Source organism: Pseudoxanthomonas mexicana (assembly GCF_046736355.1).
In the GTDB taxonomy this organism is placed as follows: Bacteria; Pseudomonadota; Gammaproteobacteria; order Xanthomonadales; family Xanthomonadaceae; genus Pseudoxanthomonas_A; species Pseudoxanthomonas_A mexicana_B.
Genome location: NZ_CP157201.1, coordinates 2362494 through 2379576, shown reverse-complemented (window position 1 = coordinate 2379576; position 17083 = coordinate 2362494). Strand labels below are relative to the sequence as shown.

At 71.7% G+C, this 17083-nt stretch carries 13 protein-coding genes and 1 tRNA gene; 6 read left to right on the top strand and 8 right to left on the bottom strand.

Translation table 11 applies throughout. The features are described 5' to 3' along the window. Positions 1–40 precede the first annotated feature (40 nt). Genes AAG688_RS10970 through AAG688_RS10960 form a run of 3 tightly spaced genes read left to right on the top strand, consistent with a single transcriptional unit; the run spans position 41 to position 5783 of the window. Complete coding sequence (locus AAG688_RS10970; RefSeq protein ID WP_411832269.1) at positions 41–1315, top strand: TolC family protein; 1275 nt, start codon at positions 41–43, stop codon at positions 1313–1315. Beyond that, positions 1312–2571 (top strand): efflux RND transporter periplasmic adaptor subunit, encoded by a 1260-nt coding sequence (locus AAG688_RS10965; protein WP_411832268.1) that lies wholly within the window; start codon positions 1312–1314, stop codon positions 2569–2571. Before AAG688_RS10970 ends, AAG688_RS10965 begins: the two co-directional genes overlap by 4 nt. Before the next feature lie 11 nt (positions 2572–2582). Then, a complete protein-coding gene (locus AAG688_RS10960) occupies positions 2583–5783 on the top strand; it encodes an efflux RND transporter permease subunit (protein WP_411832267.1) in 3201 nt (1066 codons plus the stop codon). Positions 5784–6012: 229 nt separating this feature from the next. On the opposite strand, the gene AAG688_RS10955 is transcribed toward AAG688_RS10960, so the two are convergent. Both AAG688_RS10955 and rnd read right to left on the bottom strand, forming a co-directional pair. Beyond that, positions 6013–6088 (bottom strand) — tRNA-Ala (locus AAG688_RS10955). A gap of 149 nt (positions 6089–6237) precedes the next feature. After that, the gene (gene rnd / locus AAG688_RS10950) at positions 6238–7341 is read right to left on the bottom strand and encodes a ribonuclease D (protein ID WP_411832266.1); all 1104 of its coding nucleotides are present in this window, start codon (positions 7339–7341) and stop codon (positions 6238–6240) included. 199 nt (positions 7342–7540) lie between these two features. Here rnd and AAG688_RS10945 point away from each other — a divergent pair, with 199 nt between their 5' ends. Both AAG688_RS10945 and AAG688_RS10940 read left to right on the top strand, forming a co-directional pair. After that, positions 7541–9274 carry an SUMF1/EgtB/PvdO family nonheme iron enzyme gene (locus AAG688_RS10945; RefSeq protein ID WP_411834988.1) on the top strand — a complete coding sequence of 578 codons (1734 nt, stop codon included), beginning with the start codon at positions 7541–7543 and terminating at the stop codon, positions 9272–9274. Positions 9275–9383: 109 nt separating this feature from the next. Next, positions 9384–10205: a M48 family metallopeptidase gene (locus tag AAG688_RS10940; protein WP_411832265.1), complete on the top strand. Its 822-nt coding sequence runs from the start codon at positions 9384–9386 to the stop codon at positions 10203–10205. Between the two features lie 242 nt (positions 10206–10447). Here the strand turns inward: AAG688_RS10940 and AAG688_RS10935 are convergent, their stop codons facing one another. The 5 genes from AAG688_RS10935 to gluQRS all read right to left on the bottom strand — a co-directional run bounded on the left by AAG688_RS10935 (position 10448) and on the right by gluQRS (position 13891). Further along, the gene (locus AAG688_RS10935; RefSeq protein ID WP_411832264.1) at positions 10448–10618 is read right to left on the bottom strand and encodes a hypothetical protein; all 171 of its coding nucleotides are present in this window, start codon (positions 10616–10618) and stop codon (positions 10448–10450) included. 48 nt (positions 10619–10666) lie between these two features. Further along, positions 10667–11407, bottom strand: coding sequence for a beta-ketoacyl-ACP reductase (locus AAG688_RS10930; protein ID WP_411832263.1), 741 nt, complete (start codon positions 11405–11407; stop codon positions 10667–10669). A gap of 72 nt (positions 11408–11479) precedes the next feature. Then, positions 11480–12001 (bottom strand): polyhydroxyalkanoate synthesis repressor PhaR, encoded by a 522-nt coding sequence (phaR, locus tag AAG688_RS10925; RefSeq protein ID WP_411832262.1) that lies wholly within the window; start codon positions 11999–12001, stop codon positions 11480–11482. Positions 12002–12165: 164 nt separating this feature from the next. Next, complete coding sequence (locus tag AAG688_RS10920; RefSeq protein WP_411832261.1) at positions 12166–12906, bottom strand: beta-ketoacyl-ACP reductase; 741 nt, start codon at positions 12904–12906, stop codon at positions 12166–12168. A gap of 43 nt (positions 12907–12949) precedes the next feature. Then, on the bottom strand, positions 12950–13891 hold the full coding sequence (gene gluQRS, locus AAG688_RS10915; protein ID WP_411834987.1) for a tRNA glutamyl-Q(34) synthetase GluQRS: 942 nt from the start codon (positions 13889–13891) through the stop codon (positions 12950–12952). A gap of 98 nt (positions 13892–13989) precedes the next feature. Here gluQRS and htpX point away from each other — a divergent pair, with 98 nt between their 5' ends. Then, positions 13990–14874, top strand: a complete 885-nt coding sequence (htpX, locus tag AAG688_RS10910; protein WP_411832260.1) for a protease HtpX — start codon at positions 13990–13992, stop codon at positions 14872–14874. Between the two features lie 73 nt (positions 14875–14947). On the opposite strand, the gene AAG688_RS10905 is transcribed toward htpX, so the two are convergent. After that, a complete protein-coding gene (locus AAG688_RS10905; RefSeq protein ID WP_411832259.1) occupies positions 14948–17026 on the bottom strand; it encodes an EAL domain-containing protein in 2079 nt (692 codons plus the stop codon). Between the last annotated feature and the right edge of the window lie 57 nt (positions 17027–17083).

Here is a 17083-nt window from a genome sequence, read left to right as displayed (position 1 = left end):
GCCGTGGCCGGCGTCCGTTCCCCTTTCGGAGATACCCTTCATGTGGTTGCGACTCGCGGCGATCGCCGCTTTCGCGGCGTGGCCGTGCGCGTGGGCGCAGGCGACGGCGCGGCTTTCCCTGGACGACGCGTTCTTGCGCGTGGCCCGGGTCCATCCCCAACTGCGGCTGGCCGACGCGCGCGAACGCGTGCTGGAAGCCGAGCGCGAGCACGCCGCGCTGCCGCCGGGCCTGTCGATGGCGGCCTCGGTCGAGAACGCCTTCGGCAGCGGCCGCGCGCGCGCGCTGGACGAGGCCGAGATCACGCTGACGCTGGCCTCGGTGCTGGAACGCGGCGGCAAGCTGGACGCGCGCCGCGCACTGGCGCAAAGCCGCATCGACGCATTGGCGATCGAGCGCGAAACGCAGCGCCTGGATCTGCTGGCGGAAACCGCGCGGCGCTACTTGGCCGTCGTCGCGGCGCGGCGGCAGGATGCAATCGCGCGCGTCGACGTCGCCCAGCGCGCCCGCGCGGTCGATGCCGCGCGCCAGCGCTTGCAGGCCGGCGCCTCGCCGGAATCGGTGCTGCTGACCGCGCAGGCGGCGCTGGCGCGGGCCGAGATCGAGCATGCCCGCGCCTTGCAGCGCGGCGACGTCGCGCGCAGGCACCTGGCGGCGCTGTGGGGACAGCGCGAGCCGGACTTCGACGTGGCCGACGCCGAGCCGGACCGGCTGGCGGACATCGGCGAGGTGGACGCGCTTTCCGCCTTGCTCGACGCCACGCCGGAACTGGCGCAGTTCGCCGGCGAGCGCCGCATCCGCGAGGCGCGCCTGCGGCTGGCGCGCCGCGCCGCCCGCGCCGATCTCGAATGGCAGGTCGGCGTGCGCCGCTTGCAGGCCAATGGCGACAGCGCGCTGACTTTCGGCCTGGCGCTGCCGCTGGGCGCGGCGCGGCGCGCCCAGCCGGAGATCCGCGCCGCCGAGGCGGAACTGGCCGCGCTGGAAATCGAGCGCGAGGCCGGCGGCCTGTCGCTCCATGCCACCCTGGTCGAGGCGCACGGCCGCTACCGCGGCGCGCAGATGGAAGTGCGGCGGCTGCGCGACGAGGTGCAGCCGCTGCTGGCGCGCGCCGAGGCCGCCGCCGCCCGCGCGTATCGCGCCGGCGCGATCAGCTACCTGGAATGGTCACAACTGCAAGCCGAGCGCATCGACGCCCAGCGCCGGCAACTGGACGTCGCCGTCGACGCCCAGATCGCCCTCATCGAAATCCAGCGGCTCACCGGGCAGGCGTTCGTCGCCGCGCCGGCCGCCGCCCGCGCGCAAGGAGCGCAGCCATGAATCCCTTTCGTTTCGCTTTCCCGATCGCGCTGCTGCTGGCGCTGGCCGCCTGCGGCGGCGCATCCGACTCCAGGCATGCGCACGGCGATGGTGAAGAACACGCCGATGACCATGCCGACGAGGCGCGCAAGGGCGCCCACGGCGGCCGTCTGCTGGAAAAGGACGGCCATGCCGTCGAACTGGCCATCGTCGAGGACGGCGCGCCCGCGCGCCTGCGGGCCTGGCTGTACCGCGGCGGCAAGCCGCTGCCGCCGTCGGCCGGCGCACTGCGCGTGCGCCTGACGCGGCTGGGCGGCGCCGTCGAGGAGCACGTGCTGACGCCGCGGCCCGACGGCAGCCTGGGCGCCGACGGCGAGATCGCCGAGCCGCATTCGTTCGACGTGCAGGCCATCGCGCGGCTGGACGGAAAGGAACTGCGCTGGGAGTGGCCCAGCTACGAGGGCCGCACCCGCATCGTGGCGGAAGTCGCCGCGCAGAGCGGCATCGAGGTCGCGCCGGTGGCCGCCGGCGAGATCGCCGACGAGCACGAGGTGCAGGGCCTGCTGACGCCGGTCGAGGGCCGCGTCGCCCAGGTTGCCGCGCGCTTCCCCGGGCCGGTGCGCCGGCTCGACGCCGGCATCGGCGATCGCGTTCGCCGCGGGCAGACGCTGGCGCTGATCGAGAGCAACCTCAGCCTGACCCCCTATGCGCTGACCGCGCCGATCGACGGCGTGGTGCTGGCGCGCAACGGCGCGGTCGGCGCGATCGCCGGCGAGGGCGCGGCGCTGTTCGAGATCGCCGATCTGTCGCGGCTGTGGGTGGATCTGCACGTGTTCGGCGCCGACGCCCAGCATTTGCGCGCCGGCCTGCCGATCGAGGTGACGCGGCTGAGCGACGGCGCCACCGCGCGCAGCGACATCGAGCGCATCCTGCCCGGCACCGCCACCGCCAGCCAGAGCACGATCGCGCGCGCGGTGCTGGACAACCGCGACGGCCAGTGGCGTCCCGGCGCGGCGGTGCGCGCGCGGGTGACGGTGGAGCGCCAGCCCGCCGGGCGGGTCGTGCCGCTGTCGGCCTTGCAGCGGCTGGACGGGCGCGAGGTGGCGTTCGTGCGCGTGGGCGACGTCTACGAGGCACGGCCGCTGGAACTGGGCCGGCGCGACGCGCAGCGCGCCGAGGTGCTGTCGGGCCTGGCCGTGGGCGAGGAGGTGGTCGTCGCGCAGAGCTACCTGATCAAGGCGGACATCGAGAAGTCCGGCGTTTCCCACGAGCACTGAAGGACGCCGACATGCTGGAGAACATCATCCGTTTCGCCATCGCCCACCGCTGGCTGATGCTGGCGGCGACGCTGGCGCTGATCGGCGTCGGCGGCTGGAGCTTCACCCGCCTGCCCATCGACGCCACCCCCGACATCACCAACGTGCAGGTGCAGATCAACACCGCGGCCACCGGCTATTCGCCGCTGGAGTCCGAGCAGCGCGTGACCTTCCCCATCGAGACCGTGCTGGCCGGGCTGCCGCGGCTGGACTACACGCGCTCGATCTCGCGCTACGGGCTGTCGCAGGTCACCGTCGTCTTCGAGGACGGCACCGACGTCTACTTCGCCCGCCAGCAGGTGGCCGAGCGGCTGCAACAGGTCCGCTCGCAACTGCCGCCGGGGCTGGAGCCGCAGATGGGGCCGCTGGCCACCGGCATGGGCGAGATCTTCATGTACACGCTGGACGCGCGCCCGGACGCGCGCAAGCCCGACGGCACGCCGTGGACGGCGACCGACCTGCGCACCCTGCAGGACTGGGTGGTGCGCCCGCAGCTGCGCGGCGTGCCGGGCGTGACCGAGGTCAACACCATCGGCGGCCACGCGCGCCAGATCCACATCACTCCGGATCCCGCGCGGCTGGTCGCGCTGGGGTTCACGATGCAGGACGTGGTCGACGCGGTGGCGGCCAACAACCAGAACGTCGGCGCCGGCTACATCGAAAGCAACGGCCAGCAACTGCTGGTGCGCGCGCCGGGGCAGGTCGCCGACGCCGCGGCGATCGGCGACATCGTGCTGGATCGCCGCCAGGGCGTACCGATCCGCGTGCGCGACGTCGCCGAGGTGGGCGAGGGCCTGGAACTGCGCACCGGCGCGGCCACGCAGAACGGGCGCGAGGTGGTGCTGGGCACCGCGTTCATGCTGTTCGGATCCAACAGCCGGCAGGTCGCGCGCGCGGCGGCGGAAAGGCTGGAGCAGGCCAACCGCAGCCTGCCGCCCGGCGTGACCGCCACGCCGGTCTACGACCGCACCGCGCTGGTCGATCGCACCATCGCCACGGTGGCCAGGAACCTGGTCGAGGGCGCGCTGCTGGTGGTGCTGGTGCTGTTCCTGCTGCTGGGCAACGTGCGCGCGGCGCTGATCACCGCGGCGGTGATCCCGCTGTCGATGCTGTTCACGATGACCGGCATGGTGCGCGGCGGCGTGTCCGGCAACCTGATGAGCCTGGGCGCGCTGGACTTCGGCCTGATCGTCGACGGCGCGGTGATCATCGTCGAGAACTGCCTGCGCCGCTTCGGCGAACTGCAGCATGCGCTGGGCCGCGAGATGGACGAGCGGGAGCGGCTGGACGCCACCGCCTCGGCCACCGCCGAGGTCATCCGGCCCAGCCTGTTCGGCCTGGGCATCATCGCCGCCGTCTACCTGCCGATCTTCGCGCTCACCGGGGTGGAGGGAAAGATGTTCCACCCGATGGCGATCACCGTGGTGCTGGCGCTCACCGGCGCGATGCTGCTGTCGCTGACCTACGTGCCGGCGGCGATCGCGCTGTTCCTGCGCGGCCGCGTCGGCGAGGGCGAGACGCGGGCGATGCGCTGGGCGCGGCGGCGCTACGCGCCGGTGCTGGACTGGGCGCTGCGCCGCCGCCGCTGGGTGGTGGCCGGCGCGTTGCTGGGCGTGCTGGGCTGCGCAGCGCTGGCCACCCGGCTGGGCTCGGAGTTCGTCCCCGGGCTGGACGAGGGCGACATCGCGCTGCACGCGCTGCGCATCCCGGGCACCAGCCTGGAGCAGGCGGTGCGCATGCAGGCCACGCTGGAGACGCGCATCGACCGCTTCCCCGAGGTCGAGCGGGTGTTCGGCAAGCTCGGCACCGCCGAGGTCGCCACCGATCCGATGCCGCCTTCGCTGGCCGACACCTTCATCATCCTCAAGCCGCGCGACCGATGGCCGGATCCGCGCAAGCCCAAGGCGCGGCTGGTCGCCGAAATGGAAGAGGCCGTGCGGCAACTGCCCGGCAACAACTACGAGTTCACCCAGCCGATCCAGATGCGGATGAACGAGCTGATCTCCGGCGTGCGCGCCGACGTGGCGGTGAAGGTCTACGGCGACGATCTGGATCGGCTGGTCGAGGCGGGGCGCGCCATCGAGGAAGTGATGCGCGGCGTGCCGGGCGCGTCCGACGTCGCGCTGGAACAGGCGACCGGACTGCCGCTGCTGAGCGTGATCCCGGACCGGCGGGCGCTGGCGCGCTACGGGCTCAACCCGAGCGTGGTGCAGGACACCGTGGCCACCGCGGTGGGCGGCGCGACCGCGGGGCAGTTGTTCGAGGGCGATCGCCGCTTCGACATCGTCGTGCGCCTGCCCGAGTACCTGCGCCAGGATCCGGCCGCGCTGCGCGACCTGCCGGTGCCGCTGGGCGACGACGCGCACGGCGACGAGTCGGATCGCGCCGCGGCGTGGCGCTCCGGCGCGCCGCGCACGGTGCCGCTGCGCGAGCTGGCGGCCATCGGGATCACCGAAGGCGCCAACCAGATCAACCGCGAGAACGGCAAGCGCCGCATCGTCGTCACCGCCAACGTGCGCGGGCGCGACCTCGGCGGCTTCGTCGCCGATCTGCGCCAGCGCATCGACGCCGAAGTGAAGCTGCCGCCGGGCTACTGGCTGGGCTACGGCGGCAGCTTCGAGCAGCTGGTGTCGGCCTGCCAGCGCCTGTCGCTGGTGGTGCCGGCGACGCTGGCGCTGATCTTCGCACTGCTGTTCTGGGCGTTCGGCTCCGGGCGCGACGCGGCCATCGTCTTCAGCGGCGTGCCGCTGGCGCTGACCGGAGGCGTGGTCGCGCTGGCCGCGCGCGGCATCCCGCTGTCGATCTCCGCCGGCGTGGGCTTCATCGCGTTGTCCGGCGTGGCGGTGCTGAACGGGCTGGTGATGCTGGGCTTCATCCGCAGGCTGCGCGCGCAGGGCCTGGCGCTGGACGAGGCCATCGCGCAGGGCGCGCTGGGCCGGCTGCGGCCGGTGCTGATGACCGCGTTGGTGGCCTCGCTGGGCTTCGTGCCGATGGCGGTCAACGTCGGCGCCGGCTCGGAGGTGCAGCGCCCGCTGGCCACAGTGGTAATCGGCGGCATCGTCTCGTCCACGCTGCTGACGCTGGTCGTGCTGCCGGCGCTGTACCGCATGCTGCACGGGCGCGTGCGCGCGCCGGCCGCCACCACCGGCGCGGCATCGCCATTGCCGGGTTGAGGCATGCAGCGCTACAGCATCTCCCCGGCATGCCGTAGAGCGGAGCTTGCTCCGCTGCTCGGCGCTACAGCCGCCCCAGCCACACTGTAGAGCGGAGCTTGCTCCGCTGCCCGGGGAGTTCCCGCCGAGCAAGCTCGGCGCTACAACCGTCTCGGAGAAAAGCCACAAAAAAGCCGGCCAACCTGGAGGTTGCCGGCTTTTCCGTACGTCCCGAGGGACGTTCTCGTAGTGGTGGAGAGGATGGGGATCGAACCCACGACCTCGTCATTGCGAACGACGCGCTCTCCCAGCTGAGCTACCCCCCCACGAGCCAGCGAATTGTACACCCGGCCGGCAGGAGCGCCAAGCGGGCCGGTTCAGCGGTGGTTGAAGCCGATGAACATGCGGCGCGCGGATGGCGTGTACAAGGACGTCGAAGGCGTGGGCGGACGTCGCGCCCTTCGCGGCCGCCGCTTCATGCAGCCGGCGGTGGCGCCGGTGGCGGATTCAGCAGCGGCGCCAGCAGCGGTTCCAGTTGCGCGCGCCGCCAGCCGGACAATGCCGCCGGCCACGGGCCGCCGTCCAGCAGGCTTTCCAGGTGGCGGCGCGATCCCAGCACGCCGTCGGGCAGGCCGAGTTCGGCGCTGTGGCGCGCCACGGCGTCCTGCAGCCTTCGCAGCGCGGCCTTGTCGCCTTCCTGCGCGGCGCGCGCCAGCGGCGCCTGCGCCTCGTCCTCCAGCGGCGTGTCCAGGGCGCGCCAGATCGCGTCGCCGAGCTTGCGCGGCGCCTTGGGATGGGCTTCGAGCTGCGCTTGCAGTGCCTGTCGGTCGGCCGGCGGCTGGCGGGCCAGGTTGACCACCAGTTCGTTGTCGAGGATCCAGCTGCGCGGCTTGTCGCCGCTGCGCGCGGCCTGTTCGCGCCAGCGCAGCAGCCGGATCAGCCGCAGCTGCGCGGCCGGTTCCAGGAACTGCGCGCTGCGCATGGACAGGTGCGGCCAGCGCTCGCCCTCGTCGGCGGCGGCCTGGGCGGTGAAGCGATCGCAGTCCTGCCGCAGCCATTCCAGCCGTCCCTGCGCGGCCAGCTTCTGTTCCAATGCGTCGTGCAGGGCGAACAGGTAGCGCACGTCGTCGGCGGCGTACTGCAGTTGCGCCTCGCTGAGCGGCCGGCGCAGCCAGTCCGAGCGGGTCTCGCCCTTGGCCAGGGTCACGCCGGTGATCTGCTCGACCAGCTTCTGGTAGCCGATACCGCCGGCCACCCCCGCCAGCGCGGCGGCGATCTGGGTATCGAACAACGGCGTGGGCACCACCCCGCAGGTGTACTGGAAGGCGACCAGGTCCTCGCTGGCGCTGTGCATCACCTTGACGATCGCAGGATCGGCCAGCACCGGCTTCAGCGCCTCGGTCATGCCCGGCGCCAGCGGATCGATCAGCAGGATGTCGTCGCCGACCGCCATCTGCACCAGCGCCAGTTGCGGCCAGTAGGTGCGTTCGCGCACGAATTCAGTGTCCAGGCCGACGCGGGCGGGCGGCGAAGCCAGGCGCGCGTGCAGCGCGGCGGGGGTGGCGATCCAATCGGGCACGGAATCTCCGCTGAGTGCAGGGGGTTTGATCAGGCAGGCGACAATAGCCTAACGTCGCACCGCCGGATACCTCGCACACCTGTAGGAGCGCATGCGGAAATCCCTCGTCACGCCGCCCGCGTTGTGCCTGCTGCTGGCGCTGTCGGGCTGCACCCGCGACGGCGGGAGCGGGGCGGAGGACGCGGACGCTTCTCCGCGCATGCCCACGGTGACGGTCAGCGGCGACGACAGCGCCAGCGCGTCGCTGAGCTGGCAGGCGCCGGCGGTGGCGCTGGACGCGGAAGGCCGCGCGCAGGCGCTGCGCGACGCCGCCACCGCGCTCGAACAGGGTCGCCTGTACGAGGACGCGCAGGCGGCCATCCCGATCTACCTGGCGTTGCAGGCACTGGGTCCCGACGATGCCGCGGCCCGGCGCGGGCTGGAACGCGCGCGCCAGCGCCTGCTCGAACAGGGCCGCCAGGCCCTGCGTAAGGCTGACGACGACGACGCGGCGATGCAGCGCGCGGCGGAGATCGCGGCGGTGGCGCGTACCCTCGATGCCGGCGCCGGCGCGGTGCAGGCCTACCTGGAGCGGGTGGACGAGGCCGAGCAGTGGGCACGCCTGAACCAGGCCAGCGAGCGCGCGCTGCGCGCCGGCCAGTTGGGCGAATCCGGCGGCGGCGCGCTGGCCGGATTCCGCGAGGTGCTGAAGTGGAAGCCGGAGCATCCGCGCGCGCTGCAAGGCGTGGCGGCGGTGGAGAGCGCGCTGATCCGCCGCGCCGAGGACGCGGCCGAGGCCGGCGACTTCGCCGCCGCGGCCGACTGGCTGGCGCACGCGGCGCGCGTGCGCGAGGAGGCGGCGACGATCGACGACGCGCGCGCGCGCGTGGCCGCCATCCGCCATGCCCGCATCGTCCGCCTGCGCGACGAGGGCCTGCGCGACATCGCCTCGCCGCTGGGCATCAAGGCCGCGCGCGGCAAGCTGGCCGAAGTGCTGCGGATCGCCGAGCCGGGCGATCCGCTGGCGGCCGATTTCCGCGAGCGCATCGACCTGGCCACCTACTACGGCCTGTTCCGCCCCGGCCAGGCGTTCACCGACACCCTGCGCAACGGCGGCCGCGCGCCGGAGATGGTGGTGGTCCCGCACGGCGGCTACCGGATGGGCGCCGAAGACGACGATCGCCAGGCTGCCGACGCCGAGAAGCCGGCGCACTACATCCGCTTCAACCGCGGCTTCGCGATGTCGCGCCACCCGGTCACCGTGGGGCAGTTCCGGCGCTTCGTAGAGGCCACCGGCTACCGCCCGCGCGCGACCCGGCGCGGCCATTCCGTCGTCTACGACGAACTCAGCGGCAACTTCGTCCGCCGCAGCGGCGTGGACTGGCGCTCGGACTACAGCGGCAAGCCGGCCGCCGACGACATGCCGGTGCTGCACGTCAGCGTCCATGACGCCGAGGCCTACGCCGACTGGCTGGCCGGGCAGACCGGCCACGGCTACCGCCTGCCCAGCGAGGCCGAGTACGAATACGCCCTGCGCGCCGGCACCCGGGGCCGCTATCCCTGGGGCGATGCGCCGGTGCCGCCGGCGCGGGCCGGCAACCTCACCGGCGCCGGCGACAGGTCGCCCAGCGGCCGGCGCTGGAACAACGCCTTCCCCGGCTATGGCGACGGCCATTGGGGTGCGGCGCCGGTCGGCAGCTTCCAGCCCAACGCCTGGGGCCTGCACGACATGACTGGCAACATCAGCGAATGGGTCGGCGACTGCTGGCATGCCAGCTACCGCCGCGCCCCGGCCGACGGCGCGGCCTGGTTCAACCCGGGCTGTCGCGTACGGGTGGTGCGCGGCGCCTCGTGGTCCAGCGCGCCGGCACAGACGCGCGCGGCGTGGCGATCTTCATCCGATTCGGATATGACTAACGGCAGAGTCGGCTTCCGCGTCGTGCGGGGCATCTGAGCCGAGGAAGGGAACGATGAGACAGGATCCATTCGGCCGCGGCCGCGGCGGTGACGGCCAGCGTGGGCAGCCGCAGCGGCGCGGACCGCTGGGCAACATCCGCTGATGGGTGCTGCTGGCCTTCGCCGGCTATGCGGCCTTCTACTGGTTCAGCAACCGCGTCGTCGATCCCTATACCGGCGAGAAGGTGCTGATCGACGGTTCGATCGGCATCGAGGAGGAAAAGGCGCTGGGCCTGCAGGCCTACCGGGAAATCCTCACCCAGGAGCGCCCGATCGACCCCGACTCGCAGGTGGCCCGGCAGGTGCGCGGGATCGCCCAGCGCCTGATCGACAAGGTGGGCGTGGTCGAGCAGGCCATCGCCGCCGAGCGCGGCACCCAGGCCAGCGGCAACTGGAAGTCGTTCGACTGGGACGTCAACGTCATCCAGTCCGAGCAGGCCAACGCGTTCTGCCTGCCCGGCGGCAAGATGGCGGTCTACACCGGCCTGCTGCCGGTGGCGCGGAACGCCGACGCGGTGGCGGTGGTGATGGGCCACGAGATCGCCCACGCGCTGCTGCGCCACGGCGCCCAGCGCATGTCGCAGCAGAAGCTGACCCAGATCGGCCAGATGGCCGGCGCGATGAGCGGCATGGATCCGCAGCAACAGCAGATGGTGATGGCGGCGATGGGCTACGGCTACCTGCTGCCGTACGCGCGCGAGCACGAGACCCAGGCCGACGAGGTGGGGCTGATGCTGGCGGCGGCGGCCTGCTTCGACCCGCGGGAGGCGGTGCCGCTGTGGCAGCGCATGGGCGAGGCCAGCGGCGGCCAGGCCCCGCCGGAGTTCGCCTCTACCCATCCCAATCCCGGCACCCGCATCCAGAACCTGACCGCGCTGATGCCCAAGGCGATGGAATACCGCAAGCGGTTCTGCGAGGCCGCCCGGTAGGGATCCTCCGGACTCGTCCGTTTTTGCTCGTTATGCACTTTCCCGCAGGCCAGGGCCATCGCGATGCGATGTAGCGGGCCTTGCCAAGGCCGGTTCTGCCTCCGGCGCGAGGAGCCGAGCAAGCTCGGCTCTACAGCCAGGCTTGTTGTAGAGCCGAGCTTGCTCGGCTCACCGCCATGCCGGCGGCCCATTCCTTGCCTCAAAGCGACCCGGAGGCACGGAAAGGGGAAACCGCTGTGGCGCTACAGCCGCGCGAACAGCGTGGACAGCACCAGCAGCACGAAGCCGGCGACCACCAGCCAGAAGGCGTGCGGAGCCAGCACCGGCACGTAGCCGAAGCGCGCGGCGATGCCGGCGCCGCCCAGCAGCACCGCGATCAGCCAGACGCCGAAGGTGGGAGGCGTGAGTTTCATGGTCGGCTCCTTTTTCCTGGAACGATTCGGAAGCGGCGCGGCTGGGCTTCAGAAGCCCATCAGCAGCCCGCCGTTGACCGGCAGGTTGGCGCCGGTGATGTAGCCGGCCGCGTCGTCGGCCAGGAAGGCCACCGCGCGCGCGATGTCGCCTGGCTGGCCGATGCGCCCGGCCGGCACGGTGGCGACGATGCGATCGCGCACCTCGGCCGGCATCGCCCGGGTCATCGGCGTCTCCACGTAGCCCGGCGAGATGCTGTTGACGGTGACGCCCTTGGCCGCGACCTCGCGCGCCAGCGACATGGTCAGCCCGTGCAGGCCGGCCTTGGCGGCGGCGTAGTTGGTCTGGCCGAAGTTGCCGGTCTGCCCGCTGATCGAGCTGATGTTGACGATGCGGCCGAAGCCGCGCGCCTGCATGCCCTCGATCGCGTGCCGGCACAGGTTGAACGCGCCGTCCAGGTGCACCCGCAGCACCGCGTCCCACTGCGCGATCTCCATCTTGCGCAGGGTGGCGTCGCGGGTGATGCCGGCGTTGTTGACCAGGATGTCGAGCGCGCCGTGGCGGGCCTGCACCTCGTTCACCAGCGCGCCGCACTGCGCGTGGTCGGTCACGTCCAGTGGCGCGTAGGCGATCTCCAGCCCGGCGTTGCCGGCGGCGAAATCGGCCCGCCGCGCGTCGTCCGCGGGCAGGTCGGCGGCGATCACCGCGCAGCCGGCGCGGGCCAGCGTGCGGCAGATTTCCTGTCCCAGTCCGCCGAGTGCGCCGGTCACCAGCGCGATGCGTCGTGCCATTCCTGTTCCCCTGTGTGCGTGCAGCAAAAAGCCCGCGCGTCGCCGCACGGGCCTGCATTGGACGGTTGCGTGTCAGCGCGTGCGCGTCTTCGGCGTCTCGCGCGGCGTTTCCTTTTTCGGCGCGGTGGTGCCGGACGTCGGCGCGGCCGGGCGGCCCAGGCCGCCGCTGAGGTTGCGCTGGAATTCCTGCCACAGCTCCATGTTGCGCTCGGTGAGCTGGTTCATCATGGTCCAGGGCGTCTGCCCGAGCAGGTTGCCCATCTGGCTGCGGAACTGCTGCTGCTGGTCCAGGAACAGCTGCATGCTGCGCTCCAGGTAGTTGCCCATGAAGCCCTGCAGCGAATCGCCGTAGAAGCGGATGATCTGGCTCAGCAACTGGGTGGACAGCACCGGTTCGCCTTCCTGCTCCTGCTCGCTGATGATCTGCAGCAGCACCGTGCGGGTCAGGTCGTCGCCGCTCTTGGCGTCGCGGACCTCGAAGTCCTCGCCGTCGACGATCAGCTGGCGGACGTCCTCGATGGTGATGTAGCTGGAAATCTCGGTGTCGTAGAGGCGGCGGTTCGGGTATTTCTTGATGATGCGGATGGCAGCCATTGAACCTTCACTCGAACGCAATGCTGCGCAGCATGACGCAGCGCAACAGCCCTTGCAAGCAGCCGCAGGTACGGCCTGTCCTGTTCAGGCAAGGCGGCGAAGGAACGGGGCGGGCCAGTGGAAACGCGGGCGCCGCAGCGGGGCGGCGCCGCGTTCCCGGGACCTCACCAGCCCATGTGGTGGCCGCCGTTGATGTCCAGGTTGGAGCCGGTGATCCACGCCGCCTGCTCGTCGACCAGGAAGGCCACCGCGTAGGCGATCTCCTCCGGCTTGCCGAGCCGGCCGGTCGGGATGTCGGCGGCGATCTTGGCGCGCACTTCCTCCGGCACCGCCATCACCATGTCGGTGGCCACGTAGCCGGGCGAGACCGTGTTGACGGTGATGCCGAGCTTGGCGTTCTCGCGCGCCAGCGAAATGGTGAAGCCGTGCATGCCGGCCTTGGCCGCGGCGTAGTTGGCCTGGCCGTACTGGCCCTTGAGGCCGTTGATCGAGCTGATCTGGATGATCCGGCCCCACTTGCGCTCGCGCATGCCCTCGATGACCGGGCGGGTGACGTTGAACACCGAGTTGAGGTTGGTGTTGATGACGTCGCCCCACTGCTGGGCGGTCATCTTGTGGAAGGTCCCGTCGCGGGTGATGCCGGCGTTGTTGATCAGGATCTCGACCGGGCCCAGCTCGGCCTCGACCTGGCGCACCATCGCCTCGGCCTCGGCCGGATCGGTGACGTCGCCCTTGACCAGGGTGAAGTCGTAGCCCTCGGCCTTCATCTGCTGCTGCCAGGCCCGGGCCTTCTCCTCGTTGCGGTAGTTGGTGGCGACCTTGTGTCCCTGGTCGGCCAGTTTCTTGCAGATGGCGGTACCGATGCCTCCGGTGCCGCCGGTCACCAGGGCGACGCGCGATGTCATGGGGAATTCTCCGATTCCGCCGCAAGTGGCGGTTGCCCGGATTCTAGACAGCGTTCGCGCCGGCGATGTTGTGCAACGCAGCGAATGGCAGCGTGGCGCGCGCGGGCAGCCTGCGCGCGTCGAAATGCAGCAGTGCGCGCTGCAGCCAGGCCTCGATCGGCAGCGTCGCCTGCATCGCGTGCGGTGCCTGTCCGAGCGCGCGCCAGGCCGCGCGCAGGGCCGGCAGCGGATCGGCCGCGTCCACCGGCAGCGCCGCCATCGACTTGGACAGCTTGTGGCCTTCCGCATCGACGATCACGGGCAGGTGCAGGTAGCGCGGGGTCGGCAGGCCGAGCGCGCGCTGCAGCAGGATCTGCCGCGGCGTGGAGTCGAGCAGGTCGGCGCCGCGCACGACGTCGGTGATGCCCTGCGCGGCGTCGTCGACGACCACCGCCAGCTGGTAGGCCCAGTAGCCGTCGGCGCGGCGCAGCACGAAGTCGCCGACCTGCGCGTGCACGTCCTGGGCGAACCGCCCCTGCAGGCCGTCGTCGAACGCCACCTGCGTCCCCGCCGGCACGCGCAGGCGCACCGCCGGATCCGGCCGCCGCGCGCCGGCCACGCAGGCATGGTGGAGGCCGCCGCCGGCGGCCAGCGCGCTGCGGCTGCAATGGCAGGCGAAGGCCAGCCCGCGCTCCAGCAGGTCGGCCAGCGCGCGCTCGTACAGCGCGCCGCGCGCGCTCTGGAAGACCACCGGCTCGTCGGCGTGCAGGCCGAACGCGGCCAGCGTCTCCAGTTGCCGCCGCGCCGCGCCGGGCACTTCGCGCGGCGGATCCAGGTCTTCCACCCGCACCAGCCAGGCGCCGCCGGCCGCGCGCGCCAGCAGCCAGCTGCCCAGCGCGGCCAGCAGCGAGCCGAAATGCAGCGCGCCGGTGGGCGAGGGCGCGAAGCGGCCGCGGTAGCCGGCATCGGCGCGTGCGGGAACGTCGGTGGCGGCGGGGGCGGCGATGGCTGAACGGTCCGGTCAGGAAGCGCCTTGAATTCTAAGCGGCCGGTCTACAGAAAGGCCCTTGTCGTTCCCTCAACAGCCTTCCGGAGTCCCTCGCCGTGTTCAGCCGCGCCGCCCTGTTCCTCGCCACCAACTTCGCCGTCCTGATCCTGGCGGGCATCGTGATGCGGCTGCTGGGCGTGCACCCGCAGCAGATGAGCGGGCTGCTGGTGATGGCGGCCATCTTCGGCTTCGGCGGTTCCTTCATCTCGCTGCTGATGTCCAAGTTCATGGCCAAGCGCGCGACCGGCGCGCAGGTCATCACCCAGCCGCGCAGCGAGACCGAGCGCTGGCTGCTGGCCACCGTGCAGCGGCAGGCGCAGGCCGCCGGCATCGGCATGCCGGAGGTGGCGGTCTACGACGCGCCGGAAATCAACGCCTTCGCCACCGGCGCCAACCGCAACAACGCGCTGGTAGCCGTGTCCACCGGCCTGCTGCGCGGCATGAGCCGCGACGAGGCCGAGGCGGTGCTGGCCCACGAGGTCAGCCACGTCGCCAACGGCGACATGGTGACGATGGCGCTGCTGCAGGGCGTGCTCAACACCTTCGTGATCGTGCTGGCGCGGGTGGTCGGCGGCATCGTCGACAGCTACCTGTCGGGCAACCGCGACGGCGAGCGCGGCCCGGGCTTCGCCTACTTCATCATCGTGATGGTGCTGGAGATGGTGTTCGGCCTGTTCGCGACGATGATCGCGATGTGGTTCTCGCGCCGGCGCGAGTTCCGCGCCGACGCCGGCGGCGCGCACCTGGCCGGCCGCCAGAAGATGATCGCCGCGCTGGAGCGCCTGGGCGCGCAGCACCGCGACAGCACGCTGCCGGCGCAGGTGGAGGCGTTCGGCATCGCCGGCGGCCGCGCGCTGGGGCTGCGCAAGCTGTTCCTGAGCCACCCTCCGCTGGAAGAGCGCATCGCGGCGCTGCGCGGCGCGCAGGCGACGTTCGCCTGAGCGGTTGTGGGAGCGACGATTTACCGGTAAAGCCTCGTCGCGACTGACGTCGCTCCCACAAAAGCAACGGTTTTCAGCCGAAGTCGTAGTTCATCGCCGGCCCCGGCGTGGCCAGGAAGTTGCCTTCGACGTAATCGACCGCGGCGGTGTAGAGGAAGCTCATCGTCGCCGCGTCCTGCACGTGCTCGGCCACGGTCAGGATGCCGAGCGACTGCGCGCGCTCGGCGATCTCGCGCAGCTTCTGCTGCAGTTCCGGCGTCTTGCCCAGATCCTCGGTGAAGGCGCGGTCGATCTTGAGGAACGCCGGCTGGAAGTGCGACAGCAGCTGGAACGAATCCAGGCCCGCGCCGAAGTGCTCCAGGCCGACCTGGCAGCCGAGCTTGGAGGCGCCGCCCTGGAATTCCTGCGCCTGCCGCAGGTGGGTGAACACCTTGGCCTCCGGCGTCTCCAGCCACAGCCGGTTGCCGGGCACGTCGTGCAGGGCCAGTTGCTGGGCGATGAGCTGCAGCAGGCGGCTGTCGGCGAACGAAGCCGGGCTGACCTTGACGATCAGGCGGGTGTCGTGGCCGGCGCGCTTGCGCTCGGCCAGCACCTCGATCGCGCGCTGCACGACCCAGCGGTCGATGTCGTCGAGCAGGCCGTGCTCCTCGGCGATGCCGAGGAAGGCCTGCGGCGCCACCGTTTCGCCATTGCCTTCCAGCCGCAGCAGCGCCTCGTACAACTGGCCCGGCTCGCCGTGCAGGCTGACCACCGGCTGGTAGTGGAGTTGGAAGCCGTTGCCGGCCAAGGCCTCGCGGATGCGCTTGATCCAGCTCTGCACGCGTTCTTCCTCGGCGCGATCCACCGCGCCCGGGTCGAACACCTCGATGCGGTTGCCGCCCAGGCTGGAGGCGGCCTGCAGGCTGTCGGTGGCGCGCTTGAGCACCTGCGCGACGCTGGCGATCTTCTCGCCGATCTGCACGCCGCCCATGCTGACGGTCACCGAGACCGAGCGCTCGCCGACGTTGAACAGGTGCGAGGCGAACGCGGCGCGCAGCTTCTCGGACAGTGTGGCGGTGTCGTTGTGGTCGCCGCGCAGCAGCACGGCGAAGGTGCGCTCGCCGAAGCGCGCCGGGATCGCGCGGTCGTCGAGCTTCTCGCCCAGCCGCGCCGCCAGCGCGGCGGCGAAGTCGTCGGCCGAGTCGATGCCGATGTCGTGGATCAGGCGCTGGTAGTGGTCCGGTTCGACCAGCAGCAGCGCGTACTGGCCGGCGCCGGCGGCGACCTGGCTGACCGCGTCCTCCAGCTCGCGCAGGAAGGTGGCGCGGTTGAGCAGGCCGGTGGCCTGGTCGCGCTGGCGCAGCGCCTCGACCTCGCGCGCCAGTTCCGGGTCGAACTCCTCGCGGCGGCGGAACACCACCTGCACGCACGGCTCGCCCTCGTAGGTGGCGGTGGCGAAGTCGAGCGTGGCCGGGAACTGCTCGCCCTCCAGGCTGCGCGCCTCCAGCTCGTAGCGCGACGGCGGCGGCTCGCCTTTGGACAGTTTCTTCAGCAGCGCCTTGAAGTCGTTGACGTACTGCGGCGCGACCAGATCCAGCAGCGACAGCCCTTCCACGTCCTCGAACGACTCGAAGCCGAACATCTCCATGTAGGCGTCGTTGGCGCGGATGTGCATGCCTTCGTGGATGTAGGCGATGGGATCGCGCGAGGACGAGATCAGCGCGTCGCAGCGGCGCTCGGTCTCGCGCAGCTGGCCTTCCAGCCTGCGCAGCGCGCGGCGCGCGTCCAGGTCGGACCATTCGCGGCGCAGCACCTGGATGAGGTGGTCGTGGTGGCCGCGCACGGCCACCGCGCGCGCGCCGGCGGCCAGGTCGGTGATCAGGTCGTTCTCGTTGACCGCGTCGGCCAGCACGATCACCGGGATGTCCTTGCCGCTGGCGTCGACCTGCGACAGCACGGTGGCCAGCGGGATGCCGGTGGCCGAGCGCGAGGCCAGCACCAGGTCCATCGGCTGGGCGCCCTTCAGCGCCTGCGCCAGTTCGTCGGCGTCGAGCGGGCGCAGCGGGCGCACCGCGATGCCGCCGTTGCGCAGCGCGCTGACCACCGCCTCGGCGTCTTCGCCGCTGTCGTCGATGAGCGTCAGGCGCAAGGTCGTGTCTTTGCCGATCTGCATGCAGGGGTTCCAGCAGGGGTGCGGGTTTATTACACGAAGGCGGCGGAACCGTCCAAT

Coding starts and splice junctions, on each gene's coding strand:
- AAG688_RS10970 (WP_411832269.1), top strand. CDS start 41: ATGTGGTTGCGACTCGCGGCGATCGCCGCTTTCGCGGCGTGGCCGTGC.
- AAG688_RS10965 (WP_411832268.1), top strand. CDS start 1,312: ATGAATCCCTTTCGTTTCGCTTTCCCGATCGCGCTGCTGCTGGCGCTG.
- AAG688_RS10960 (WP_411832267.1), top strand. CDS start 2,583: ATGCTGGAGAACATCATCCGTTTCGCCATCGCCCACCGCTGGCTGATG.
- AAG688_RS10945 (WP_411834988.1), top strand. CDS start 7,541: ATGCCCACGGTGACGGTCAGCGGCGACGACAGCGCCAGCGCGTCGCTG.
- AAG688_RS10935 (WP_411832264.1), bottom strand. CDS start 10,618: ATGAAACTCACGCCTCCCACCTTCGGCGTCTGGCTGATCGCGGTGCTG.
- AAG688_RS10930 (WP_411832263.1), bottom strand. CDS start 11,407: ATGGCACGACGCATCGCGCTGGTGACCGGCGCACTCGGCGGACTGGGA.
- phaR (WP_411832262.1), bottom strand. CDS start 12,001: ATGGCTGCCATCCGCATCATCAAGAAATACCCGAACCGCCGCCTCTAC.
- AAG688_RS10920 (WP_411832261.1), bottom strand. CDS start 12,906: ATGACATCGCGCGTCGCCCTGGTGACCGGCGGCACCGGAGGCATCGGT.
- AAG688_RS10905 (WP_411832259.1), bottom strand. CDS start 17,026: ATGCAGATCGGCAAAGACACGACCTTGCGCCTGACGCTCATCGACGAC.